Origin of the sequence: Dickeya oryzae, from assembly GCF_020406815.2 — a bacterium.
GTDB lineage: Bacteria > Pseudomonadota > Gammaproteobacteria > Enterobacterales > Enterobacteriaceae > Dickeya > Dickeya oryzae.
In genome coordinates, this window is the sequence record NZ_CP162670.1 from 3341966 (window position 1) to 3360234 (window position 18269).

18 protein-coding genes are annotated in these 18269 nt (G+C 52.9%); 17 read left to right on the forward strand and 1 reads right to left on the reverse strand.

Going from position 1 to position 18269, the window contains the following annotated elements; all coding sequences use genetic code 11:
- Nucleotides 1-337: 337 nt before the first annotated feature.
- The 4 genes from LF929_RS14545 to LF929_RS14560 all read left to right on the forward strand — a co-directional run bounded on the left by LF929_RS14545 (nt 338) and on the right by LF929_RS14560 (nt 3534).
- A complete protein-coding gene (locus LF929_RS14545) occupies nt 338-1231 on the forward strand; it encodes a glutamate/aspartate ABC transporter substrate-binding protein (protein WP_038903755.1) in 894 nt (297 codons plus the stop codon).
- A gap of 162 nt (nt 1232-1393) precedes the next feature.
- Complete coding sequence (locus tag LF929_RS14550; protein ID WP_016941979.1) at nt 1394-2134, forward strand: amino acid ABC transporter permease; 741 nt, start codon at nt 1394-1396, stop codon at nt 2132-2134.
- Nucleotides 2135-2809, forward strand: coding sequence for a glutamate/aspartate ABC transporter permease GltK (gltK, locus tag LF929_RS14555; RefSeq protein WP_012883868.1), 675 nt, complete (start codon nt 2135-2137; stop codon nt 2807-2809).
- Nucleotides 2809-3534 (forward strand): amino acid ABC transporter ATP-binding protein, encoded by a 726-nt coding sequence (locus LF929_RS14560; RefSeq protein WP_226092598.1) that lies wholly within the window; start codon nt 2809-2811, stop codon nt 3532-3534. The genes gltK and LF929_RS14560 overlap by 1 nt, the downstream gene beginning before the upstream one ends.
- Nucleotides 3535-3676: 142 nt before the next feature.
- Here the strand turns inward: LF929_RS14560 and LF929_RS14565 are convergent, their stop codons facing one another.
- Entirely contained in the window at nt 3677-4159 is a 483-nt protein-coding gene (locus LF929_RS14565) for a zinc ribbon-containing protein (RefSeq protein WP_038907358.1), read from the reverse strand.
- Nucleotides 4160-4427: 268 nt separating this feature from the next.
- Between LF929_RS14565 and leuS the strand changes: the two genes are divergently transcribed.
- The 13 genes from leuS to lipA all read left to right on the forward strand — a co-directional run bounded on the left by leuS (nt 4428) and on the right by lipA (nt 18222).
- Nucleotides 4428-7010 carry a leucine--tRNA ligase gene (gene leuS, locus LF929_RS14570; RefSeq protein ID WP_226092599.1) on the forward strand — a complete coding sequence of 861 codons (2583 nt, stop codon included), beginning with the start codon at nt 4428-4430 and terminating at the stop codon, nt 7008-7010.
- 14 nt (nt 7011-7024) lie between these two features.
- Nucleotides 7025-7579 carry an LPS assembly lipoprotein LptE gene (gene lptE, locus LF929_RS14575; RefSeq protein WP_038903753.1) on the forward strand — a complete coding sequence of 185 codons (555 nt, stop codon included), beginning with the start codon at nt 7025-7027 and terminating at the stop codon, nt 7577-7579.
- The gene (gene holA / locus LF929_RS14580; RefSeq protein ID WP_226092600.1) at nt 7576-8607 is read left to right on the forward strand and encodes a DNA polymerase III subunit delta; all 1032 of its coding nucleotides are present in this window, start codon (nt 7576-7578) and stop codon (nt 8605-8607) included. Before lptE ends, holA begins: the two co-directional genes overlap by 4 nt.
- The gene (gene nadD / locus LF929_RS14585; protein ID WP_210176559.1) at nt 8597-9271 is read left to right on the forward strand and encodes a nicotinate-nucleotide adenylyltransferase; all 675 of its coding nucleotides are present in this window, start codon (nt 8597-8599) and stop codon (nt 9269-9271) included. Before holA ends, nadD begins: the two co-directional genes overlap by 11 nt.
- Nucleotides 9272-9441: 170 nt before the next feature.
- Entirely contained in the window at nt 9442-9759 is a 318-nt protein-coding gene (gene rsfS / locus LF929_RS14590; protein WP_012883861.1) for a ribosome silencing factor, read from the forward strand.
- Between the two features lies 1 nt (nt 9760).
- A complete protein-coding gene (gene rlmH / locus LF929_RS14595; RefSeq protein WP_012883860.1) occupies nt 9761-10231 on the forward strand; it encodes a 23S rRNA (pseudouridine(1915)-N(3))-methyltransferase RlmH in 471 nt (156 codons plus the stop codon).
- A 36-nt stretch (nt 10232-10267) separates the two neighbouring features.
- The gene (gene mrdA / locus LF929_RS14600; protein ID WP_038903750.1) at nt 10268-12178 is read left to right on the forward strand and encodes a peptidoglycan DD-transpeptidase MrdA; all 1911 of its coding nucleotides are present in this window, start codon (nt 10268-10270) and stop codon (nt 12176-12178) included.
- A 7-nt stretch (nt 12179-12185) separates the two neighbouring features.
- A complete protein-coding gene (gene mrdB / locus LF929_RS14605; RefSeq protein ID WP_038903749.1) occupies nt 12186-13298 on the forward strand; it encodes a peptidoglycan glycosyltransferase MrdB in 1113 nt (370 codons plus the stop codon).
- A 9-nt stretch (nt 13299-13307) separates the two neighbouring features.
- The gene (gene rlpA, locus LF929_RS14610; RefSeq protein ID WP_226092601.1) at nt 13308-14456 is read left to right on the forward strand and encodes an endolytic peptidoglycan transglycosylase RlpA; all 1149 of its coding nucleotides are present in this window, start codon (nt 13308-13310) and stop codon (nt 14454-14456) included.
- A 179-nt stretch (nt 14457-14635) separates the two neighbouring features.
- Nucleotides 14636-15847, forward strand: a complete 1212-nt coding sequence (gene dacA, locus LF929_RS14615) for a D-alanyl-D-alanine carboxypeptidase DacA (protein ID WP_038903747.1) — start codon at nt 14636-14638, stop codon at nt 15845-15847.
- A gap of 134 nt (nt 15848-15981) precedes the next feature.
- The gene (gene ybeD, locus LF929_RS14620) at nt 15982-16245 is read left to right on the forward strand and encodes a DUF493 family protein YbeD (RefSeq protein WP_012883855.1); all 264 of its coding nucleotides are present in this window, start codon (nt 15982-15984) and stop codon (nt 16243-16245) included.
- 110 nt (nt 16246-16355) lie between these two features.
- Entirely contained in the window at nt 16356-17066 is a 711-nt protein-coding gene (gene lipB, locus LF929_RS14625; protein ID WP_226092602.1) for a lipoyl(octanoyl) transferase LipB, read from the forward strand.
- A 190-nt stretch (nt 17067-17256) separates the two neighbouring features.
- On the forward strand, nt 17257-18222 hold the full coding sequence (lipA, locus tag LF929_RS14630; RefSeq protein ID WP_012883853.1) for a lipoyl synthase: 966 nt from the start codon (nt 17257-17259) through the stop codon (nt 18220-18222).
- Nucleotides 18223-18269: the final 47 nt, after the last annotated feature.

Below are 18269 nucleotides of genomic sequence, written 5' to 3' on the forward strand. Positions count from 1 at the left end.
TCAGACATGTCTTGTTTCATTTCTGGCACATAACTTGCTACCTATTCAGACGAAACGTCTTGCATGCACGCTTGCGACCCTCTTCATCCCTGAGTCAGCACAACATCAGGGCATGAACTGCACCAAATCAGTGCCATAAGTTTTTTATTGCAGCAATTTGGTGCGGGACACCTCGCAAAAAACAAACATTCTCGTTTCATTATGTTTACAATCCGCTATTTTTAAACATGACAGCGTTTTATTCGCTCTTTAGCGGTGCACAACATGACCTGGCCTGAACCACAGAGGCCACATCATCCATGATAGGCATCGATCACAACAGCAAAGGAGTTAGAACATGCAATTGCGCAAACTGGCACTGTCATTACTGTTGATCTCGGCAACCGGAAGCCTGGCCCACGCAGAAGAACTGACGGGCACGCTGAAAAAAATCAAAGACAATGGTGTTATCACCATCGGCCACCGTGAATCGTCAGTGCCATTCTCCTACTACGACAACCAGCAGAAAGTAGTCGGCTACTCTCAGGCCTACTCTGACAAGATTGTTGAAGCGGTCAGGAAAAAACTTGATGCACCGAACCTGCAGGTAAAATTAATTCCCATTACCTCACAAAACCGTATTCCGTTGCTGCAAAATGGTACCTATGACCTCGAATGTGGCTCGACGACCAATAACCTGGAACGCCAGCAGCAGGTCGCTTTCTCCGACACCATTTTTATCATCGGCACACGGCTGCTGACCAAGAAAGACTCCGATATCAAAGACTTCAGCGACCTGGCAGGTAAAGCTGTCGTCGTTACCTCCGGCACCACCTCAGAAGTGTTGCTGAACAAGATGAACGAAGAGAAAAAACTGAATATGCGCATCATCAGCGCCAAAGACCATGGTGACTCGTTCCGTACGCTGGAAAGTGGTCGAGCTGTGGCCTTCATGATGGATGATGCCTTGCTGGCAGGTGAGCGCGCCAAAGCCAAAGCCCCGGATGAATGGGTTATCACTGGTACCCCGCAATCCCGCGAGGCGTATGGCTGTATGCTGCGTAAAGACGACCCGCAATTCAAACAACTGGTTGATGCGACAATAAGTCAGGTGCAGACCTCCGGCGAAGCCGAAAAGTGGTTTGATACCTGGTTCAAACAACCGATTCCGCCGAAAAACCTGAATATGAACTTTGCCCTGTCAGACGACATGAAAGCCTTGTTCAAGGCACCCAACGATAAGGCGTTGTAACCGAATTAATAATGACAATAAAGGGCAGTAATCTGCCTTCCGATTGCTGATTCGTGGCAAGACAGACAGGTGCAGAGTGGCCGTTCCCCATTCTGTGAATCCATGAGCCACTCACCAATCTTCGGGGTAGCGAACGCTACCCCTTTTTTACCGGAGTTCGTTATGTCAATAGATTGGAACTGGGGTATCTTCCTGCAACCTGCCCCTTTCGGAAATACAACCTATCTGGGGTGGATTATTTCCGGCCTGCAGGTCACCGTCTCACTGTCGCTATGTGCCTGGGTCATCGCTTTTCTGCTGGGCTCACTACTGGGTATTCTTCGTACTGTCCCTCATCGTCTGCTATCGGGTATCGGCACCTGTTATGTGGAAATGTTTCGCAACGTGCCGCTGATTGTGCAGTTTTTTAGCTGGTATCTGGTGGTGCCTGAGCTTTTACCGACCAAAATAGGGATGTGGTTTAAAGCTGAGCTGGACCCGAATATCCAATTTTTCCTGTCTTCTATGTTTTGTCTGGGCATGTTCACCGCCGCACGGGTGTGCGAACAGGTGCGGGCAGGCATTCAGTCATTACCGCGTGGACAGAAAGCGGCCGGTTTAGCTATTGGCCTGACACTTGCGCAAACGTACCGTTATGTTCTGCTGCCCAATGCCTACCGGGTGATTGTGCCGCCACTGACCTCTGAAATGCTCAACCTGGTGAAAAACTCCGCCATCGCCTCCACTATCGGTCTGATGGATATGGCAGCGCAGGCAGGCAAGCTGTTGGATTACTCTGCCCACGCCTACGAATCGTTCAGCGCGATTACGCTGGCTTATGTCGGCATCAACGCCATCATCATGCTGTTGATGCAAGTTGTAGAGCGTAAGACCCGTTTGCCGGGCAACCTGGGGAGCAAATAAATGTATAACTTTGACTGGAGTTCCATTCCCCCCAGCCTGCCTTACCTGATTAAAGGCATGGGAGTGACGCTGGAAATTACCCTGACAGCCGTGGTGGTCGGGATAGTCTGGGGAACCGTGCTGGCGGTGATGCGACTGTCGCCGGTTAAGCCCATCAGTTGGTTTGCCAAACTGTACGTCAACCTGTTCCGTTCAGTGCCACTGGTGATGGTGCTGCTGTGGTTCTACCTGATTGTACCTAGCTTATTACAAAATGTGCTTGGCCTTTCCCCGAAAACCGATATTCGGCTGGTATCGGCTATGGTAGCCTTTTCGTTGTTCGAAGCGGCCTATTATTCCGAGATTATCCGCGCCGGTATCCAGAGCATTTCCCGTGGACAGGCGTCAGCAGCGCTGGCGTTGGGAATGACGCACTGGCAATCCATGCAACTGGTGATTCTGCCTCAGGCATTCCGGGCTATGGTACCTTTACTGCTGACTCAAGGTATCGTGCTGTTTCAGGATACCTCGCTGGTGTATGTGCTCAGTCTGGCGGACTTTTTCCGTACTGCATCCACCATTGGCGAACGTGATGGCACCCAGGTAGAAATGATCCTGTTCGCCGGGTTTGTCTATTTTGTTATCAGCCTCTCGGCGTCGATGCTGGTCAATTATTTGAAGAGAAGGACGGTTTGATGATTTTCCTGGAAAATGTTTCTAAGTGGTATGGTCAATTTCAGGTGCTGACCGACTGCTCCACCGAAGTAAAAAAAGGTGAAGTGGTGGTGGTTTGCGGACCTTCCGGTTCCGGGAAATCGACCTTAATCAAAACCGTAAACGGCCTTGAACCCATCCAGCAGGGTCAGATCGAAGTTAACGGCATCGTCGTCAACGATAAACGAACCAACCTGGCACAACTGCGCTCCAAAGTGGGCATGGTGTTCCAGCATTTCGAGCTGTTCCCACACTTGTCTATTGTCGACAACCTGACGTTAGCGCAGGTCAAGGTACTCAAGCGTGATAAAGAAGCCGCCCGTGAGAAGGGATTGAAACTGCTGGCCCGCGTCGGATTGTCGTCCCACGCCAATAAATTCCCCGGGCAGTTATCCGGCGGCCAGCAACAGCGTGTGGCGATCGCGCGCGCGCTGTGCATGGACCCGGTTGCGATGCTGTTTGACGAGCCAACCTCGGCGCTCGACCCGGAAATGATCAACGAAGTGCTGGACGTAATGGTTGAACTGGCGCAGGAAGGCATGACCATGATGGTCGTTACCCATGAGATGGGCTTCGCTCGCAAAGTGGCACATCGCGTCATCTTCATGGATGAAGGCAAGATAATCGAAGACACGCGTAAAGAGGATTTCTTCGGCAACCCACGCTCTGATCGCGCCAAAGACTTTTTGGCTAAAATCCTGCATTAATACGCACGTCTCACCGTCCGTCGATTTTTGACATCGATAACATTTGACCGCGATAACATTTAACCTCGATAACAAGGGTGCTCCGGCACCCTTGTTTTTATCTATGGTTGTTCAGCAATAACGGACTTAGCGGAAAAAGGGATCACGGAGAAAACGGCTGGCGATGGAACTGGTCGTGCCCACATTTCGGGCATAGCGGCAACACTTCTGGCGTATAAAAGGCGATATGGTGATGGCACTGCTCACACACCAGATTTCCCAGCCCCACCACTTCACCACTGTGATACACGCCATGGTGACTGACATCTTTGAATACTTCACGCCACTCCAGTTGTGTCTTGTCAGTGATATCCGCCAGGTTCTGCCACAAACTTTCGCGGACAACACGCATGAAGACACTGTCGGAAAAGGCATTCTGGCTCTCCTCATAGCTGAGAGAAAACGCTTCCAGATCACGCTGGAGCGCCAGTATTACCTGCTCAATCTCCTTTTGCGTCAGTTCGTTGGTTTCCTGCAACTGACGTCGTGCATCCGACATCAGTTTATCTATGTCTCTCTCACCTCGGCTTAGCCACTCGGTAACGGCAGACATCAGTTCCCGGTAATACCGCACCACTTTGCTCATCGTGACTCCTTAGCGTAAAATCGCTTATCGACGGGCCTGCAAAGTCTAGTGTAGATGATTTTTACAACACTACCGGGAGCCGCTTCCCAATCCGCAGTTTTCTCCCTCATCTTGCCACGTTCTTCGCCACTAACACCGCATAAATCAGCTACAGAGCGCCTCAAGCGGTTGTTGAGCCCGTTGCTTATCAGCTATGCTATGCGGATCTTTTGAAATGAAACAGAACATGCTATCGCGTTAGCAATTTCACTAAGGACCACTGGCAGCCATGCAAGAGCAATACCGCCCGGAAGATATCGAAGCGCACGTCCAACTTCACTGGCAAGAAAAACAGACTTTCAAAGTGACCGAAGAACCCGGCAAGGAAAAATACTATTGCCTTTCCATGCTGCCTTATCCTTCCGGCCGTCTTCACATGGGTCATGTCCGCAACTACACCATCGGTGACGTGATCTCCCGTTATCAGCGCATGCTGGGTAAAAACGTATTGCAGCCGATCGGCTGGGATGCCTTCGGCCTGCCGGCAGAAGGCGCGGCGGTGAAGAACAATACGGCACCGGCTCCCTGGACCTACGCCAATATCGAATACATGAAGAACCAGCTGAAACTGCTGGGTTTTGGTTACGATTGGGATCGCGAAGTCGCCACCTGTAAACCAGATTACTATCGCTGGGAACAGTGGTTCTTCACCAAGCTGTATGAAAAAGGTCTGGTTTACAAAAAAACCTCCGCGGTGAACTGGTGCCCGAACGACCAGACGGTACTGGCCAACGAGCAAGTGATCGACGGCTGCTGCTGGCGCTGTGATACCAAAGTAGAACGCAAGGAAATTCCGCAGTGGTTCATCAAAATCACCGCGTATGCTGACGAGTTGCTCAACGACCTCGATACGCTGGAAAGCTGGCCGGAGCAGGTCAAAACCATGCAGCGTAACTGGATCGGCCGCTCCGAAGGGGTGGAAATCACCTTCCGTATCGCTGATGCCGACGATACGCTGACCGTTTACACCACCCGCCCAGATACCTTTATGGGCGTCACTTACGTTGCGGTAGCAGCCGGTCACCCTCTGGCTCTGAAAGCGGCGGAAAACAACCCAGTCCTGCAAGACTTCATCGCCGAATGCCGCAATACCAAAGTGGCCGAAGCCGACATGGCGACGATGGAGAAAAAAGGCGTCGCTACCGGCCTGTTCGCTATCCACCCACTGACGGGTGAGAAAGTGCCGGTATGGGCCGCCAACTTCGTGCTGATGGAATACGGTACCGGAGCCGTGATGGCGGTGCCGGGTCACGACCAGCGCGACTGGGAATTCGCTCACAAATATAACCTGCCGGTGAAGCCCGTTATCCTGATGGCAGACGGCAGCGAGCCGGATCTGTCCGCTCAGGCGCAAACAGAAAAAGGCTGTCTGTTTAACTCTGGCGAGTTCAACGGATTGGATTTTGACGCCGCGTTCAACGCCATCGCCGATAAACTGGTGTCGCAAGGCGTCGGTCAGCGCAAAGTGAATTATCGTCTGCGTGACTGGGGTGTATCCCGCCAGCGCTACTGGGGTGCGCCTATCCCGATGGTGACGCTGGAAGACGGCACAGTCATCCCAACGCCAGAAGATCAATTGCCGGTCATCCTGCCGGAAGACGTGGTCATGGATGGGATCACCAGCCCGATTAAAGCCGATCCCGAATGGGCTAAAACCACCGTTAACGGTCAGCCAGCGCTGCGTGAAACCGACACGTTCGATACCTTTATGGAGTCCTCCTGGTACTACGCGCGCTATACCTGCCCGCAGTACGATCAGGGTATGCTCGACCCGGCGGCAGCGAACTACTGGTTACCGGTTGATCAGTATATTGGCGGTATCGAACACGCCATCATGCATCTGATGTATTTCCGCTTCTTCCACAAACTGATGCGTGACGCCGGTCTGGTGAATTCGAATGAGCCAGCCAAACGTCTGCTGTGTCAGGGAATGGTGCTGGCCGATGCATTCTATTATCTCGGCAACAACGGCGAGCGTATCTGGGTATCCCCAGTCGACGTCACACTGGAGCGCGATGACAAAGGCCGCATCACCAAGGCGTTTGATAGTGAAGGTCGTGAGCTGGTGTATGCGGGCATGAGCAAAATGTCGAAATCGAAAAACAACGGTATCGACCCGCAAGTGATGGTGGAACGCTATGGTGCTGACACCGTCCGTCTGTTCATGATGTTTGCATCACCGGCGGAAATGACGCTGGAATGGCAAGAATCTGGTGTTGAAGGGGCCAACCGCTTCCTGAAACGCGTCTGGAAGCAGGTTTACGATCATACCGGCAAAGGTGCTACCGCACCGCTGGATACGGCAGCCCTGACCGACGATCAGAAAGCGCTGCGCCGTGACCTGCACAAAACCATCGCGAAAGTGACCGACGATATCGGTCGCCGCCAGACCTTCAACACGGCTATCGCTGCCATTATGGAGCTGATGAATAAGCTGGCTAAAGCGCCGCAAGAGTCTGAGCAAGATCGCGCGCTGACGCAAGAAACGCTGCTGGCGGTTGTACGGATGCTCTATCCGTTTACCCCACACGCCTGCTTCGTACTGTGGACCGAGCTGAAAGGCGAAGGTGATATCGATCAGGCACCGTGGCCGGTAGCGGATGAGCAGGCGATGGTCGAAGATTCTCGCCTGGTCGTGGTACAGGTTAACGGTAAAGTTCGCGGCAAGATTACCGTAGCGGCCGATGCTACCGAGCAGCAAGTGCGTGATCGTGCAGCGCAGGAGCCGCTGGTGGCAAAATATCTGGATGGCGTGACTGTCCGCAAGGTGATTTTCGTTCCGGGCAAACTGCTTAACCTGGTTGTAGGTTAAGGCAAGGAGGTACTGTGCGACACCCGTTTTTAACGCTGGTGCTGGGGCTGGTGGTCTTAATGACCGCCGGCTGCGGCTTTCATCTGCGCGGCACCACCCAAATACCGACGCAGTTGCATAATCTGATGTTGGACAGCGGCGACCCCTATGGCCCAACGACGCGGGCTATTCGTGAACAACTGCGCCTTAACGATATTCAGGTAACGGAAGATACTAATCGCAAAGATATTCCATCACTGCGTTACATGGGAGAAACCCTGTCACACAACACGGTGTCCATTTTCCAGGATGGGAAAACAGCGGAATATCAGTTTGTTATGGTGCTGAAAGCCCAGGTGCTGATCCCAGGGGATGATATTTATCCTCTCAGCGTCACGGTTTTCCGCTCGTTCTTTGACAACCCGCTGGCCGCGCTGGCTAAAGACGCCGAGCAGGACATTATCATACAGGAAATGCGTCAACAGGCCGCTCAGCAACTGGTACGCAAGCTGCTGACCATCAAGGGTAACCAGAACACGAAAAGCGCCCAGAAAGCAGCGACTAATGCTGCAACTCCGGCACACCCATGATTCGTCTCTACCCCGAACAACTGACCGCGCAGCTCCATGAGGGGCTGCGCGGCTGTTATTTGTTGTTTGGTAATGAACCCTTATTGCTGCAGGAAAGTCAGGACCACATTCGTGCGGTCGCCCGTCAGCAGGATTTTCTGGAGCATTTTAGTTTCACGCTCGATAACAGCACCGACTGGGATGCCATCTTTTCCACTTGTCAGGCACTCAGCCTGTTTGCATCCCGTCAGACCCTGTTGCTGATTTTGCCAGATGCTGGCCCGGGTGCCCCCGCCAGTGAGCAACTGGTTAAACTCACCACGCTGCTGCATCCCGATATTTTGTTGATGGTCAGAGGAAATAAGCTGACCAAAGCACAAGAAAACAGCGTCTGGTTCAAAGCGTTATCCCAACAGGGTGTGTATGTTCCCTGTATGACGCCCGAACAGGAACAGCTTCCCCGCTGGGTAGCCCAGCGAGCCAGAAATATGAAGCTGGAGCTGGATGATGCCGCCAGCCAACTGATTTGCTATTGCTATGAAGGGAATATGCTGGCGTTGGTACAGGCACTGGAGCGACTCTCACTGTTGTATCCTGATGGCAAGTTAACGCTGCCCCGGGTGGAACAGGCCGTCAACGACGCCGCTCACTTTACGCCATTCCATTGGCTGGATGCCTTGCTCGGCGGCAAAAGCAAACGGGCATGGCACATTCTTCAGCAACTACGGCTGGAAGATTGTGAACCGGTCATTCTGTTGCGCACAGTGCAACGGGAATTGTTGCTGCTGCTACAGTTAAAGCGGCACATGACAAATACACCGCTGCGTACGCTGCTTGACCAGCACAAAGTCTGGCAAAACCGTCGGCCGCTACTGACGCAGGCATTGCAACGTCTGTCGTTAACCCAGTTACAACAGGCGATCACCCTGTTGAGCCGACTGGAGATCACCCTGAAACAGAATTATGGGCAGCCAGTCTGGGACGAACTGGAAACGCTGTCGATGATTCTGTGTGGTAAAGCACTGCCTGACAGCCTGCTTGAGGTATAGCGATTTGCCAACATCCCCCACTCGCCCTACCCTGACTGCCTATTTTGGCGGTACGTTTGATCCGATTCACTACGGACATCTGCGCCCGGTTACTGCACTGGCGCAGGAAATCGGCCTTCAGCGCATCATTCTGTTACCCAATAATGTGCCGCCGCACCGCGAGCAGCCCGAAGCCAGCGCCAGTCAGCGCAAGACCATGGCAGAACTGGCAGTACAGGGGAATCCGCTGTTTTGCGTGGACCCTCGTGAGTTACAACGCGCCACACCGTCCTATACGATTGAGACACTGGAAGCGTTGCGTACAGAGCAAGGCACCAGTACGCCACTGGCATTCATTATTGGGCAAGACTCGCTGCTGACGCTACATCACTGGCACCGCTGGCAGGAAATTCTGGACTACTGTCACCTATTGGTGTGCGCCCGACCCGGTTATCGCCAACAGTTGGATACCGACGAACTGGAAGCCTGGTTGACACGGCATCAAACCCAGGATGCCGCACAATTACACCGTCAAAACCACGGGTTGATTTATCTTGCCCATACGCCGTTGCTCTCAATTTCAGCGACAGAAATCCGTCAGCGTCGACAAAACGGCCTCGACTGCCATGACCTGCTGCCCGAGAGTGTGCTGAAGTATATTGACACACACGGACTCTATCGATAACCACACGTCGATACCACTCATTATAAGGCCGTGATATACTCCGCCGCTGGTTTCAGCCACAGGAAAACCTCCTGCCATAGCCCTCAGGCTTCGGTGAAAACGGCTGTTATCCGCAATTACCGCCTGGCCGGCATAACCGGCTGATTAACCACTTATCGAAGGGGGAACCTTTGCAAGGCCAAGCACTCCAAGATTTCGTTATTGATAAACTGGACGATTTGAAAGGTCAGGATATCGTGGCGCTCAATGTAAAAGGGAAATCCAGCATCACTGACTACATGGTGATTTGCACCGGAACATCCAGCCGCCATGTCAGCTCTATCGCCGATCACGTTGTACAGGAATCCCGCGCTGCCGGACTGATGCCGTTAGGTGTCGAAGGTGAAAATGACGCCGATTGGGTCGTGGTCGACCTAGGTGATGTGATCGTTCATGTGATGCAGGAAGAAAGCCGTCACCTGTACGAACTGGAAAAGCTCTGGGGCTGATATGAAGCTGCAACTGGTCGCCGTCGGCACCAAGATGCCCGACTGGGTGCAGACAGGTTTTACCGATTATCTTCGCCGATTTCCCAAAGATATGCCGTTTGAGCTGGTGGAAATCCCAGCGGGTAAGCGTGGCAAAAACGCGGATATCAAGCGGATTCTGGAGCGGGAAGGTGAGTTGATGCTAGCGGCTGTAGGGAAAGGCAACCGCATCGTCACGCTGGATATTCCCGGCTCGCGCTGGGAAACGCCGCAGTTGGCGCAACAACTGGAACGCTGGAAACAAGACGGACGCGATATCAGTCTGCTGATCGGCGGCCCGGAAGGGTTAGCACCACAATGCAAAGCCGCGGCGGAGCAAAGTTGGTCGCTGTCACCGCTGACGCTGCCTCATCCGCTGGTACGTGTGCTGGTAGCGGAAAGTCTGTACCGGGCCTGGAGCATTACCACCAATCATCCTTACCATCGGGAGTAAGGCGAATGATGAACCCTGTGAAGTAGCAATCGCTGGATGAATATAGAACGTAAACCCTTTCGTGACTATACGGCTGAGGCGGCCCTGTTTGTACGCCGGGCGTTGGTCGCATTTCTGGGCATTTTGCTGCTAAGCGGTATTCTGGTCGCCAACCTATACCACCTGCAGATTGTACGTTTTGACGATTACCGTACCCGTTCAAATGAAAACCGTATCAAGCTGGTACCTATCGCCCCCAGCCGTGGCATCATTTACGACCGTAACGGTACGCCACTGGCGCTCAACCGTACCATTTACCAGTTAGAGCTGATTCCCGAAAAAGTTAACAACCTGGAAGAGACGCTACAGGCGCTCAAGCCGATTGTTGACCTGACCGATGAAGACATCGATAACTTCAGAAAAGAGCGCAAGCGCTCACGCCGCTTCACCTCTATCCCCGTCAAAACCGGACTGAATGAAGTGCAGGTCGCGAGCTTCGCGGTCAACCAGTACCGTTTTCCCGGTGTAGAAGTCAAAGGCTACCAACGCCGCTACTATCCTTACGGTTCCGCACTCACCCATGTCATCGGCTACGTTTCTAAAATCAACGATAAAGATCTGGAACGGCTGGACCAGGAAGGCAGGCTTGCGGATTACGCCGCTACGCACGATATCGGCAAACTCGGCATTGAGCGTTATTACGAAGATGTGCTGCACGGCAAACCGGGTTACGAGGAAGTGGAAGTCAATAACCGCGGTCGTGTCATCCGCCAATTGCACGAGCAACCTCCGCAAGCGGGTAAAGATATCTACCTGACACTGGATCTCAACCTTCAGCTTTATATCGAGAAATTGCTGGAAGGCAGTCGTGCCGCCGTGGTGGTCACCGATCCGAAAGACGCGTCTATTCTGGCGATGGTCTCCACCCCCAGCTATGACCCGAACCTGTTCGTAGACGGTATTTCCAGTAAGACCTATCACGCCTTGCTAAACGATCCAAATCGCCCGTTGATCAACCGTGCGACGCAAGGGGTCTATCCACCGGCTTCAACCGTCAAGCCCTATATCGCGGTTTCTGCGCTCAGTGCCAATGTCATTACCCCGTATACGTCGCTGTTCGACCCTGGCTGGTGGCAGTTGCCAGGTTCGGAAAAACGGTTTCGCGACTGGAAAAAATGGGGGCATGGTCGCCTGAACCTGACCAAAGCCATTGAAGAATCTGCGGATACCTTCTTCTATCAGGTGGCTTACGATATGGGCATCGACCGCCTGTCCGAATGGATGACGAAATTCGGTTACGGTCAGCGTACGGGGATCGATTTGTCCGACAAAGAAGAAAGTCCGGGCATCATGCCGACGCGTGAATGGAAATTAAAGCGTTATAAGAAACCGTGGTATCAAGGGGATACTATCCCTGTTGGTATCGGTCAGGGTTACTGGACTGCTACGCCGATTCAAATGCTGAAAGCGCTGACGACGCTGATTAATGACGGTCAGGTGCAAGTACCGCACCTGCTTGGTAGTACCATGGACAACAACACGAAGGTGCCATTCCGTCAACCACAACACCAGCAGATTGGTGACATTCGTTCCGGTTATTGGGAAATCGTCAAAGATGGTATGTATGGTGTAGCTAACCGCCCGAACGGTACCGCGCATAAATACTTTGCCGACGCGCCGTATAAAATTGCGGTCAAGTCAGGGACGGCACAGGTATTCGGTTTGAAGGAAAACGAAACCTATAATGCCAACCGGATTGCCGAGCGGCTACGTGACCATAAGCTGATGATTGCTTTCGCCCCTTACAACAATCCGAAAGTCGCTATGTCCATCATTCTGGAAAACGGCGGCGCAGGCCCCGCCGTCGGGACCATTGTGCGTCAGATCCTCGACCATATTATGTTGGGCGACAACAATACCAGCCTGCCGGACGCGCCGCCGTCGCCGCCGGGCAGTGAAACCGAGTAGAGACACCATGACAGACAGTCAACAAAAAGGCTCAATCTGGACCAAACTGCACATTGACCTGCCTTTCCTTCTGTGTGTAATGGCGTTACTGGGCTATAGCCTGTTCGTCATGTGGAGCGCCAGCGGGCAAGACCCCGGAATGATGGAGCGCAAAGTTGCCCAATGCGTGCTGGGGCTGGTCGTCATGATTGGCATGGCGCAGATTCCGCCACGGGTGTATGAAAGCTGGGCACCTTATCTGTACATTTTTTGCTTTATTCTGCTGGTCCTGGTGGATGTCTTCGGCCAAATCAGTAAGGGGGCGCAACGCTGGCTCGACCTCGGTGTGGTGCGCTTCCAGCCATCAGAAATCGCTAAAATTGCGGTACCGCTGATGGTGGCTCGCTATATCAACCGTGATATGTGTCCGCCGTCGCTAAAAAACACGGCTATCGCGCTGGCGTTAACCTTCGTCCCCACGCTGCTGGTTGCCGCCCAGCCGGACCTGGGTACCGCTATCCTGATTTGTGCGTCGGGTTTGTTCGTGCTGTTTCTTGCGGGCATGAGCTGGCGGCTGATTGCGGTTGCGGCCATTTTGCTGGCCGCGTTCATTCCCGTGTTGTGGTTTTTCCTGATGCATGATTATCAGCGCGACCGAATCATGATGCTGCTTGACCCGGAAACCGACCCTCTGGGGGCTGGCTACCATATTATTCAGTCGAAAATCGCAATAGGTTCCGGTGGCTTGAGCGGCAAAGGCTGGTTACAGGGCACCCAATCTCAATTAGAGTTCCTGCCAGAACGCCACACCGACTTCATTTTTGCCGTACTGGCAGAAGAGCTCGGTTTGATCGGCGTGCTGATTCTGCTGGCGCTTTATCTGTTCCTGATCATGCGTGGTCTGGTGATCGCCGCCAATGCGCAGACCTCCTTCGGCCGGGTGATGGTCGGCGGGCTGATGCTTATCTTTTTCGTGTATGTGTTTGTTAACATCGGCATGGTGAGTGGTATTCTGCCGGTGGTTGGTGTGCCGCTGCCGTTGGTCAGCTATGGCGGTTCGGCGCTGGTCGTCTTGATGGCGGGATTCGGTATCGTCATGTCGATACACACTCACCGCAAAATGTTATCCAAGAATTTATAGGGGTAAGCAATGCGTAAGGATTGGGTTTGGATTGGCGCGCTCAGCCTGGCTCTGGCTGGCTGTAGCGTCACGGAACAACCGCAGTCTCCCTCACCGCAGGCCTCGGCATACAACGGCCCGGTAGAAGAAATCGGCGGTGTCGAACCGCGCTACGAACCGTATAACCCTGCCAACATGCAAGATTACAGCATGAATGGTAAAACATACCGTATTGTCAAAAACCCGGAAAACTTCAGTGAAAGCGGGTTTGCCGCCTGGCACGACAGAGAATCTGTCGGTAACCGCACCGCGACCGGTGAAGAATTCGATGTCAATGCGATGGCGGCGGCGCATCCAACGCTGCCTATCCCCAGTTATGTACGCGTGACCAACCTCAGCAACGGCCGTCGTCTGGTCGTGCGCATCAACGATCGCGGGCCTTATACGCCGGGCAGAATCATCGACCTGACCAAAGGGGCGGCCGACCGTCTTAACCTGTCCAATAATACCAAGGTGAAGGTAGACTTTATCAGTGTAGCACCGGACGGTACACTCTCCGGCCCGGGAACCATCGGTACACGTGTCGCGAAGCAGAGCTTTGCCTTACCTGCACGCCCGACACTCGGCTCAAGCGGTATGGGAACCCCCATGATGGAAAGCGCGCCACAGCCTGCCGCTACCGTACGGCCCATCAGCAATGCGACGCTGGTACCTGCTACCAGTAACGCAGGTATGACTGGCGCTGCGGATGCCTCAGCCCTTCATACCACTACCGCAACCGGGGGCGGTTTCCTCGGCGCGCCTAAACCACTGCCCAGCGGTGTACTGGAAGGTTCAGAAACGACTCCCGCCGCGGCACCGGTTCGCTCAACACCAGCGGTCGGCGCAGCCTTTGTCGCCACGTCATCCCTTGCATCATCATCGGCAAGCGTGCCCGCAGGCTCGGGTAATATTGTGGTGCAGGTCGGGGCGCTGAGCGATCAGCAACGGGCGCAAGCCTGGCTGAAAAGCCTGAACGAGCGTTTCCGCGTGCCCGGCAAGGTGACCCTGAGTAACGGCTTGTATCGCATACAGTTAGGCCCATTCCAGAACCGCCAACAGGCCGTTGATCTACAGCAGCGCCTGTCCAGCGAAGCACAGCAGCCGTCATTTATCACGACATTATCTGGCGCGCAGTAACGCATTGACTCCCGAAAGAGGGGTTAATCCCCTCTTTCTTTATCGACACAAGCGATAACGATACCACCTGTGGCGATCAGCAAAATCACGTAACGTATTGTCTGGTGCCGCCCCGATTTTCATCTGCTATAGTGTGGCTCGTTTTTTAACTTATACCCACGGATGTTGTTGTTCCAATCATGAAAACAGTAATCACGTCTTGTTTTACCAAACGTATTGCGCTCGGCACGTTGCTCGCCATCAGTGCATCCACTTTCGCCTACGCAGACGACATTAATCTGAAAACCATGATTCCTGCCGTCCCGGATATTGATGCCGAAGCGTACATCCTGATTGATTACAACTCGGGTAAAGTCCTGGCGGAAAAGAACGCCGACACCCGCCGCAATCCGGCCAGTCTGACCAAGATGATGACCAGTTATGTTATCGGGCAGGCGATTAAGTCCGGGAAAATTACGCCAAACGACGTCGTGACGATTGGTAAAGACGCCTGGGCGACTGGTAACCCCGATTTTCAGGGTTCATCACTGATGTTCCTCAAACCGGGTGATCATGTACCGGTTTACCTGCTGAATAAAGGAATCATTCTGCAATCCGGCAACGATGCTTGTGTGGCAATGGCGGATTACGTAGCAGGCAGTCAGGATGCGTTCGTCAACCTGATGAATGGTTACGTCAAGGCATTGGGCTTACAGAATACCAACTTCAAAACTGTTCACGGTCTGGATGCGGAAGGCCAGTACAGTTCAGCCCGCGATATGGCGCTGATTGGTCAGGCATTGATCCGTGATGTCCCGGATGAATACGCGACCTATAAAGAAAAAGAATTTACCTTCAACAACATCCGCCAGTTGAACCGCAATGGTCTGTTGTGGGATAGCAGCCTGGCCGTGGATGGCATCAAAACCGGTCATACTGCGTCAGCAGGATATAACCTGGTCGCCTCAGCGACCGAAGGGCAGATGCGCCTGATTTCCGCGGTCATGGGTGGACGGACGTTCAAAGGCCGAGAAACAGAAAGCAAGAAACTGCTCACCTGGGGTTTCCGTTTCTTTGAAACCGTGGCACCGCTGAAAACCGGTAAAGAGTTTGCGTCTGAGCCGGTATGGTTCGGTAATAGTGACCGCGTATCATTGGGTGTGGATAAAGACGTTTATATCACCATCCCACGTGGACGCATGAAAGACCTGAAAGCCAGCTATGTGCTGACCAATACAGAATTGCATGCGCCACTGGCTAAAAACCAGGTGGTAGGGACTATCAACTTCCAGCTCGACGGCAAAGTCATTGATCAGCGCCCGCTGGTTGTCATGAACGAAGTCAAAGAAGGCGGTATTTTCGGTCGCCTGTTTGATTACATCAAACTGATGTTCCACCGTTGGTTTAGTTGATCCCCCTTGAATCCTGAGTAACTGCCCTTATGTTGCTCACTTAAGGATCGACAACCCGCTTTCGGTCATACTTATACACTCCCGCTTCGGCGGGAGTGGTAATTTTTGTACTAATGAATAACTCTGGAGTCACCATGAAAACCAAACTCAACGAACTGCTTGAATTTCCATGTTCATTTACCTACAAGGTCATGGGGTTGGCAAAACCGGAGCTGGTGGATCTGGTTGTGGAAGTGGTTCAGCGCCATGCTCCCGGTGACTACACCCCACAGGTCAAGCCCAGTACCAAAGGCAATTACCACTCCGTATCGATTACCATCACCGCGACCCATATTGAGCAGGTTGAAACGCTCTACGAAGAACTGGGTAACATCGATATTGTGCGTGTCGTGCTCTAACCAGCCCGACTCCCCAGCCTTGTCTCCCTAATCCGGAGACAAGCGAGGAAACCGCTATTCGCTCCAGTCTCCCCTCGCTATAATTGCGCTCATCCCTTCTTTACCCGACGATGACACTCTTGCAACAAGATACGCTCACAGCACGCAATACGATCATAGTGCGTCAATTAGGCATACAGCCTTATGAACCGGTATCGCAGGCCATGCATACCTTTACTGAGCAGCGGGATAGCAACAGCGCCGACGAGTTATGGCTGGTGCAGCATCTGCCCGTTTTTACCCAAGGTCAGGCAGGCAAAGCCGAACACGTCCTGATGCCTGGTGATATTCCTGTGATCCAAAGCGATCGCGGTGGTCAGGTCACCTATCACGGTCCTGGCCAGCAAGTGATGTATGTGCTGATTGATATCAAAAGACGTAAAGTGGGCGTACGCCAGTTAGTGACCACTATCGAAAATACCGTCATCAACACGCTGGCGCATTATGCTGTTGAAGCGCATGCGCGCCCGGATGCTCCCGGTGTCTATGTCGGCGAGCGTAAAATTTGCTCGCTGGGATTGCGTATCCGGCACGGTTGCTCGTTTCATGGTCTGGCGCTAAATATTGCGATGAACCTGTCCCCTTTCCTGCGCATCAACCCTTGCGGCTACGCGGGTATGAGCATGACCCAGCTCAGTGAACTGGTTCCTGGTACAACGGTAGCCAACACCGCACCAGTCATGGTGAACGCGTTTATGACACAGTTGGACTACCAACAGCAAGAATGGCTGGACTGGGACTGGTCACAGCAGGGAGAACCGCACCCGCTGCATATCGAGTGACATCGACCAAAACCATTCAGTTACAGTTTATTTACATTGTTTCTGCATTTTGTTGTTCTATGGCTGCTCGTCAGAAGACAAAGATGATATAATTTTGTGAGTTTTTTAAAAAAAAGTTTAATCACTCACGTAATCCAATGAATTTTAGATAAATTCATAACAGCGATTCAGAACTGGAAATTACGCAACCATGAGTAAACCGATTCAGATCGAACGTGGCGTCAAATACCGCGATGCAGACAAAATGGCCCTGATCCCGGTACGCACCGTCGCTACCGAGCGTCAGGAAATGCTCCGCAAACCAGAATGGATGAAGATAAAATTACCTGCGGACTCCAGCCGGATTCAGGGCATCAAGGACGCCATGCGCCGCAATGGTCTGCACTCGGTTTGCGAAGAAGCCTCCTGCCCTAACCTGGCGGAGTGTTTTAATCACGGTACCGCCACGTTCATGATTCTCGGGGCTATCTGCACCCGCCGTTGCCCATTCTGTGATGTTGCCCACGGCCGCCCGCTGACGCCCGATGCCAACGAACCGGAAAAACTGGCGCAAACTATCCATGATATGGGGTTACGTTATGTGGTCATCACATCGGTTGACCGCGATGACCTGCGTGATGGCGGTGCACAGCACTTTGCTGACTGTATCAGTGCGATACGCCGCAAAAACCCAACCATCAGAATCGAAACACTGGTGCCGGATTTTCGCGGCCGTATGGACCGCGCACTGGATATTTTAACCGCCACGCCGCCAGACGTGTTCAACCATAATCTGGAAAACGTGCCGCGTCTTTATCGTCAGGTTCGTCCGGGTGCCGATTATGAATGGTCGCTAAAATTGCTGGAGAAATTCAAAGCGTCTCATCCAACCATTCCGACCAAATCCGGTCTGATGGTGGGCCTGGGTGAAACCAACGACGAAATTCTGGATGTGATGCGCGATTTGCGTCGTCACGGTGTGACCATGCTGACATTGGGACAATACCTGCAACCTAGCCGTCATCACCTGCCAGTACAGCGTTATGTGCCGCCGGAAGAATTTGAAGAAATGAAAGCGGAAGCGCTGGCAATGGGCTTTACCCATGCTGCCTGTGGTCCGTTTGTTCGCTCTTCCTACCATGCAGACCTGCAGGCTAAAGGGATTGAAGTGAAATAACAGGTTATTACCTGCAACATTCCCTTACCAAAAAATGAGCAACACAA

What these genes read in the sequence shown, in the direction of transcription:
- holA (WP_226092600.1), top strand. Translation starts at nt 7,576, where the DNA reads ATGATTCGTCTCTACCCCGAACAACTGACCGCGCAGCTCCATGAGGGG.
- mrdB (WP_038903749.1), top strand. Translation starts at nt 12,186, where the DNA reads ATGACAGACAGTCAACAAAAAGGCTCAATCTGGACCAAACTGCACATT.
- LF929_RS14550 (WP_016941979.1), top strand. Translation starts at nt 1,394, where the DNA reads ATGTCAATAGATTGGAACTGGGGTATCTTCCTGCAACCTGCCCCTTTC.
- lipB (WP_226092602.1), top strand. Translation starts at nt 16,356, where the DNA reads ATGACACTCTTGCAACAAGATACGCTCACAGCACGCAATACGATCATA.
- mrdA (WP_038903750.1), top strand. Translation starts at nt 10,268, where the DNA reads ATGAATATAGAACGTAAACCCTTTCGTGACTATACGGCTGAGGCGGCC.
- leuS (WP_226092599.1), top strand. Translation starts at nt 4,428, where the DNA reads ATGCAAGAGCAATACCGCCCGGAAGATATCGAAGCGCACGTCCAACTT.
- rlpA (WP_226092601.1), top strand. Translation starts at nt 13,308, where the DNA reads ATGCGTAAGGATTGGGTTTGGATTGGCGCGCTCAGCCTGGCTCTGGCT.
- LF929_RS14560 (WP_226092598.1), top strand. Translation starts at nt 2,809, where the DNA reads ATGATTTTCCTGGAAAATGTTTCTAAGTGGTATGGTCAATTTCAGGTG.
- lipA (WP_012883853.1), top strand. Translation starts at nt 17,257, where the DNA reads ATGAGTAAACCGATTCAGATCGAACGTGGCGTCAAATACCGCGATGCA.
- LF929_RS14565 (WP_038907358.1), bottom strand. Translation starts at nt 4,159, where the DNA reads ATGAGCAAAGTGGTGCGGTATTACCGGGAACTGATGTCTGCCGTTACC.
- LF929_RS14545 (WP_038903755.1), top strand. Translation starts at nt 338, where the DNA reads ATGCAATTGCGCAAACTGGCACTGTCATTACTGTTGATCTCGGCAACC.
- ybeD (WP_012883855.1), top strand. Translation starts at nt 15,982, where the DNA reads ATGAAAACCAAACTCAACGAACTGCTTGAATTTCCATGTTCATTTACC.
- dacA (WP_038903747.1), top strand. Translation starts at nt 14,636, where the DNA reads ATGAAAACAGTAATCACGTCTTGTTTTACCAAACGTATTGCGCTCGGC.
- rlmH (WP_012883860.1), top strand. Translation starts at nt 9,761, where the DNA reads ATGAAGCTGCAACTGGTCGCCGTCGGCACCAAGATGCCCGACTGGGTG.
- gltK (WP_012883868.1), top strand. Translation starts at nt 2,135, where the DNA reads ATGTATAACTTTGACTGGAGTTCCATTCCCCCCAGCCTGCCTTACCTG.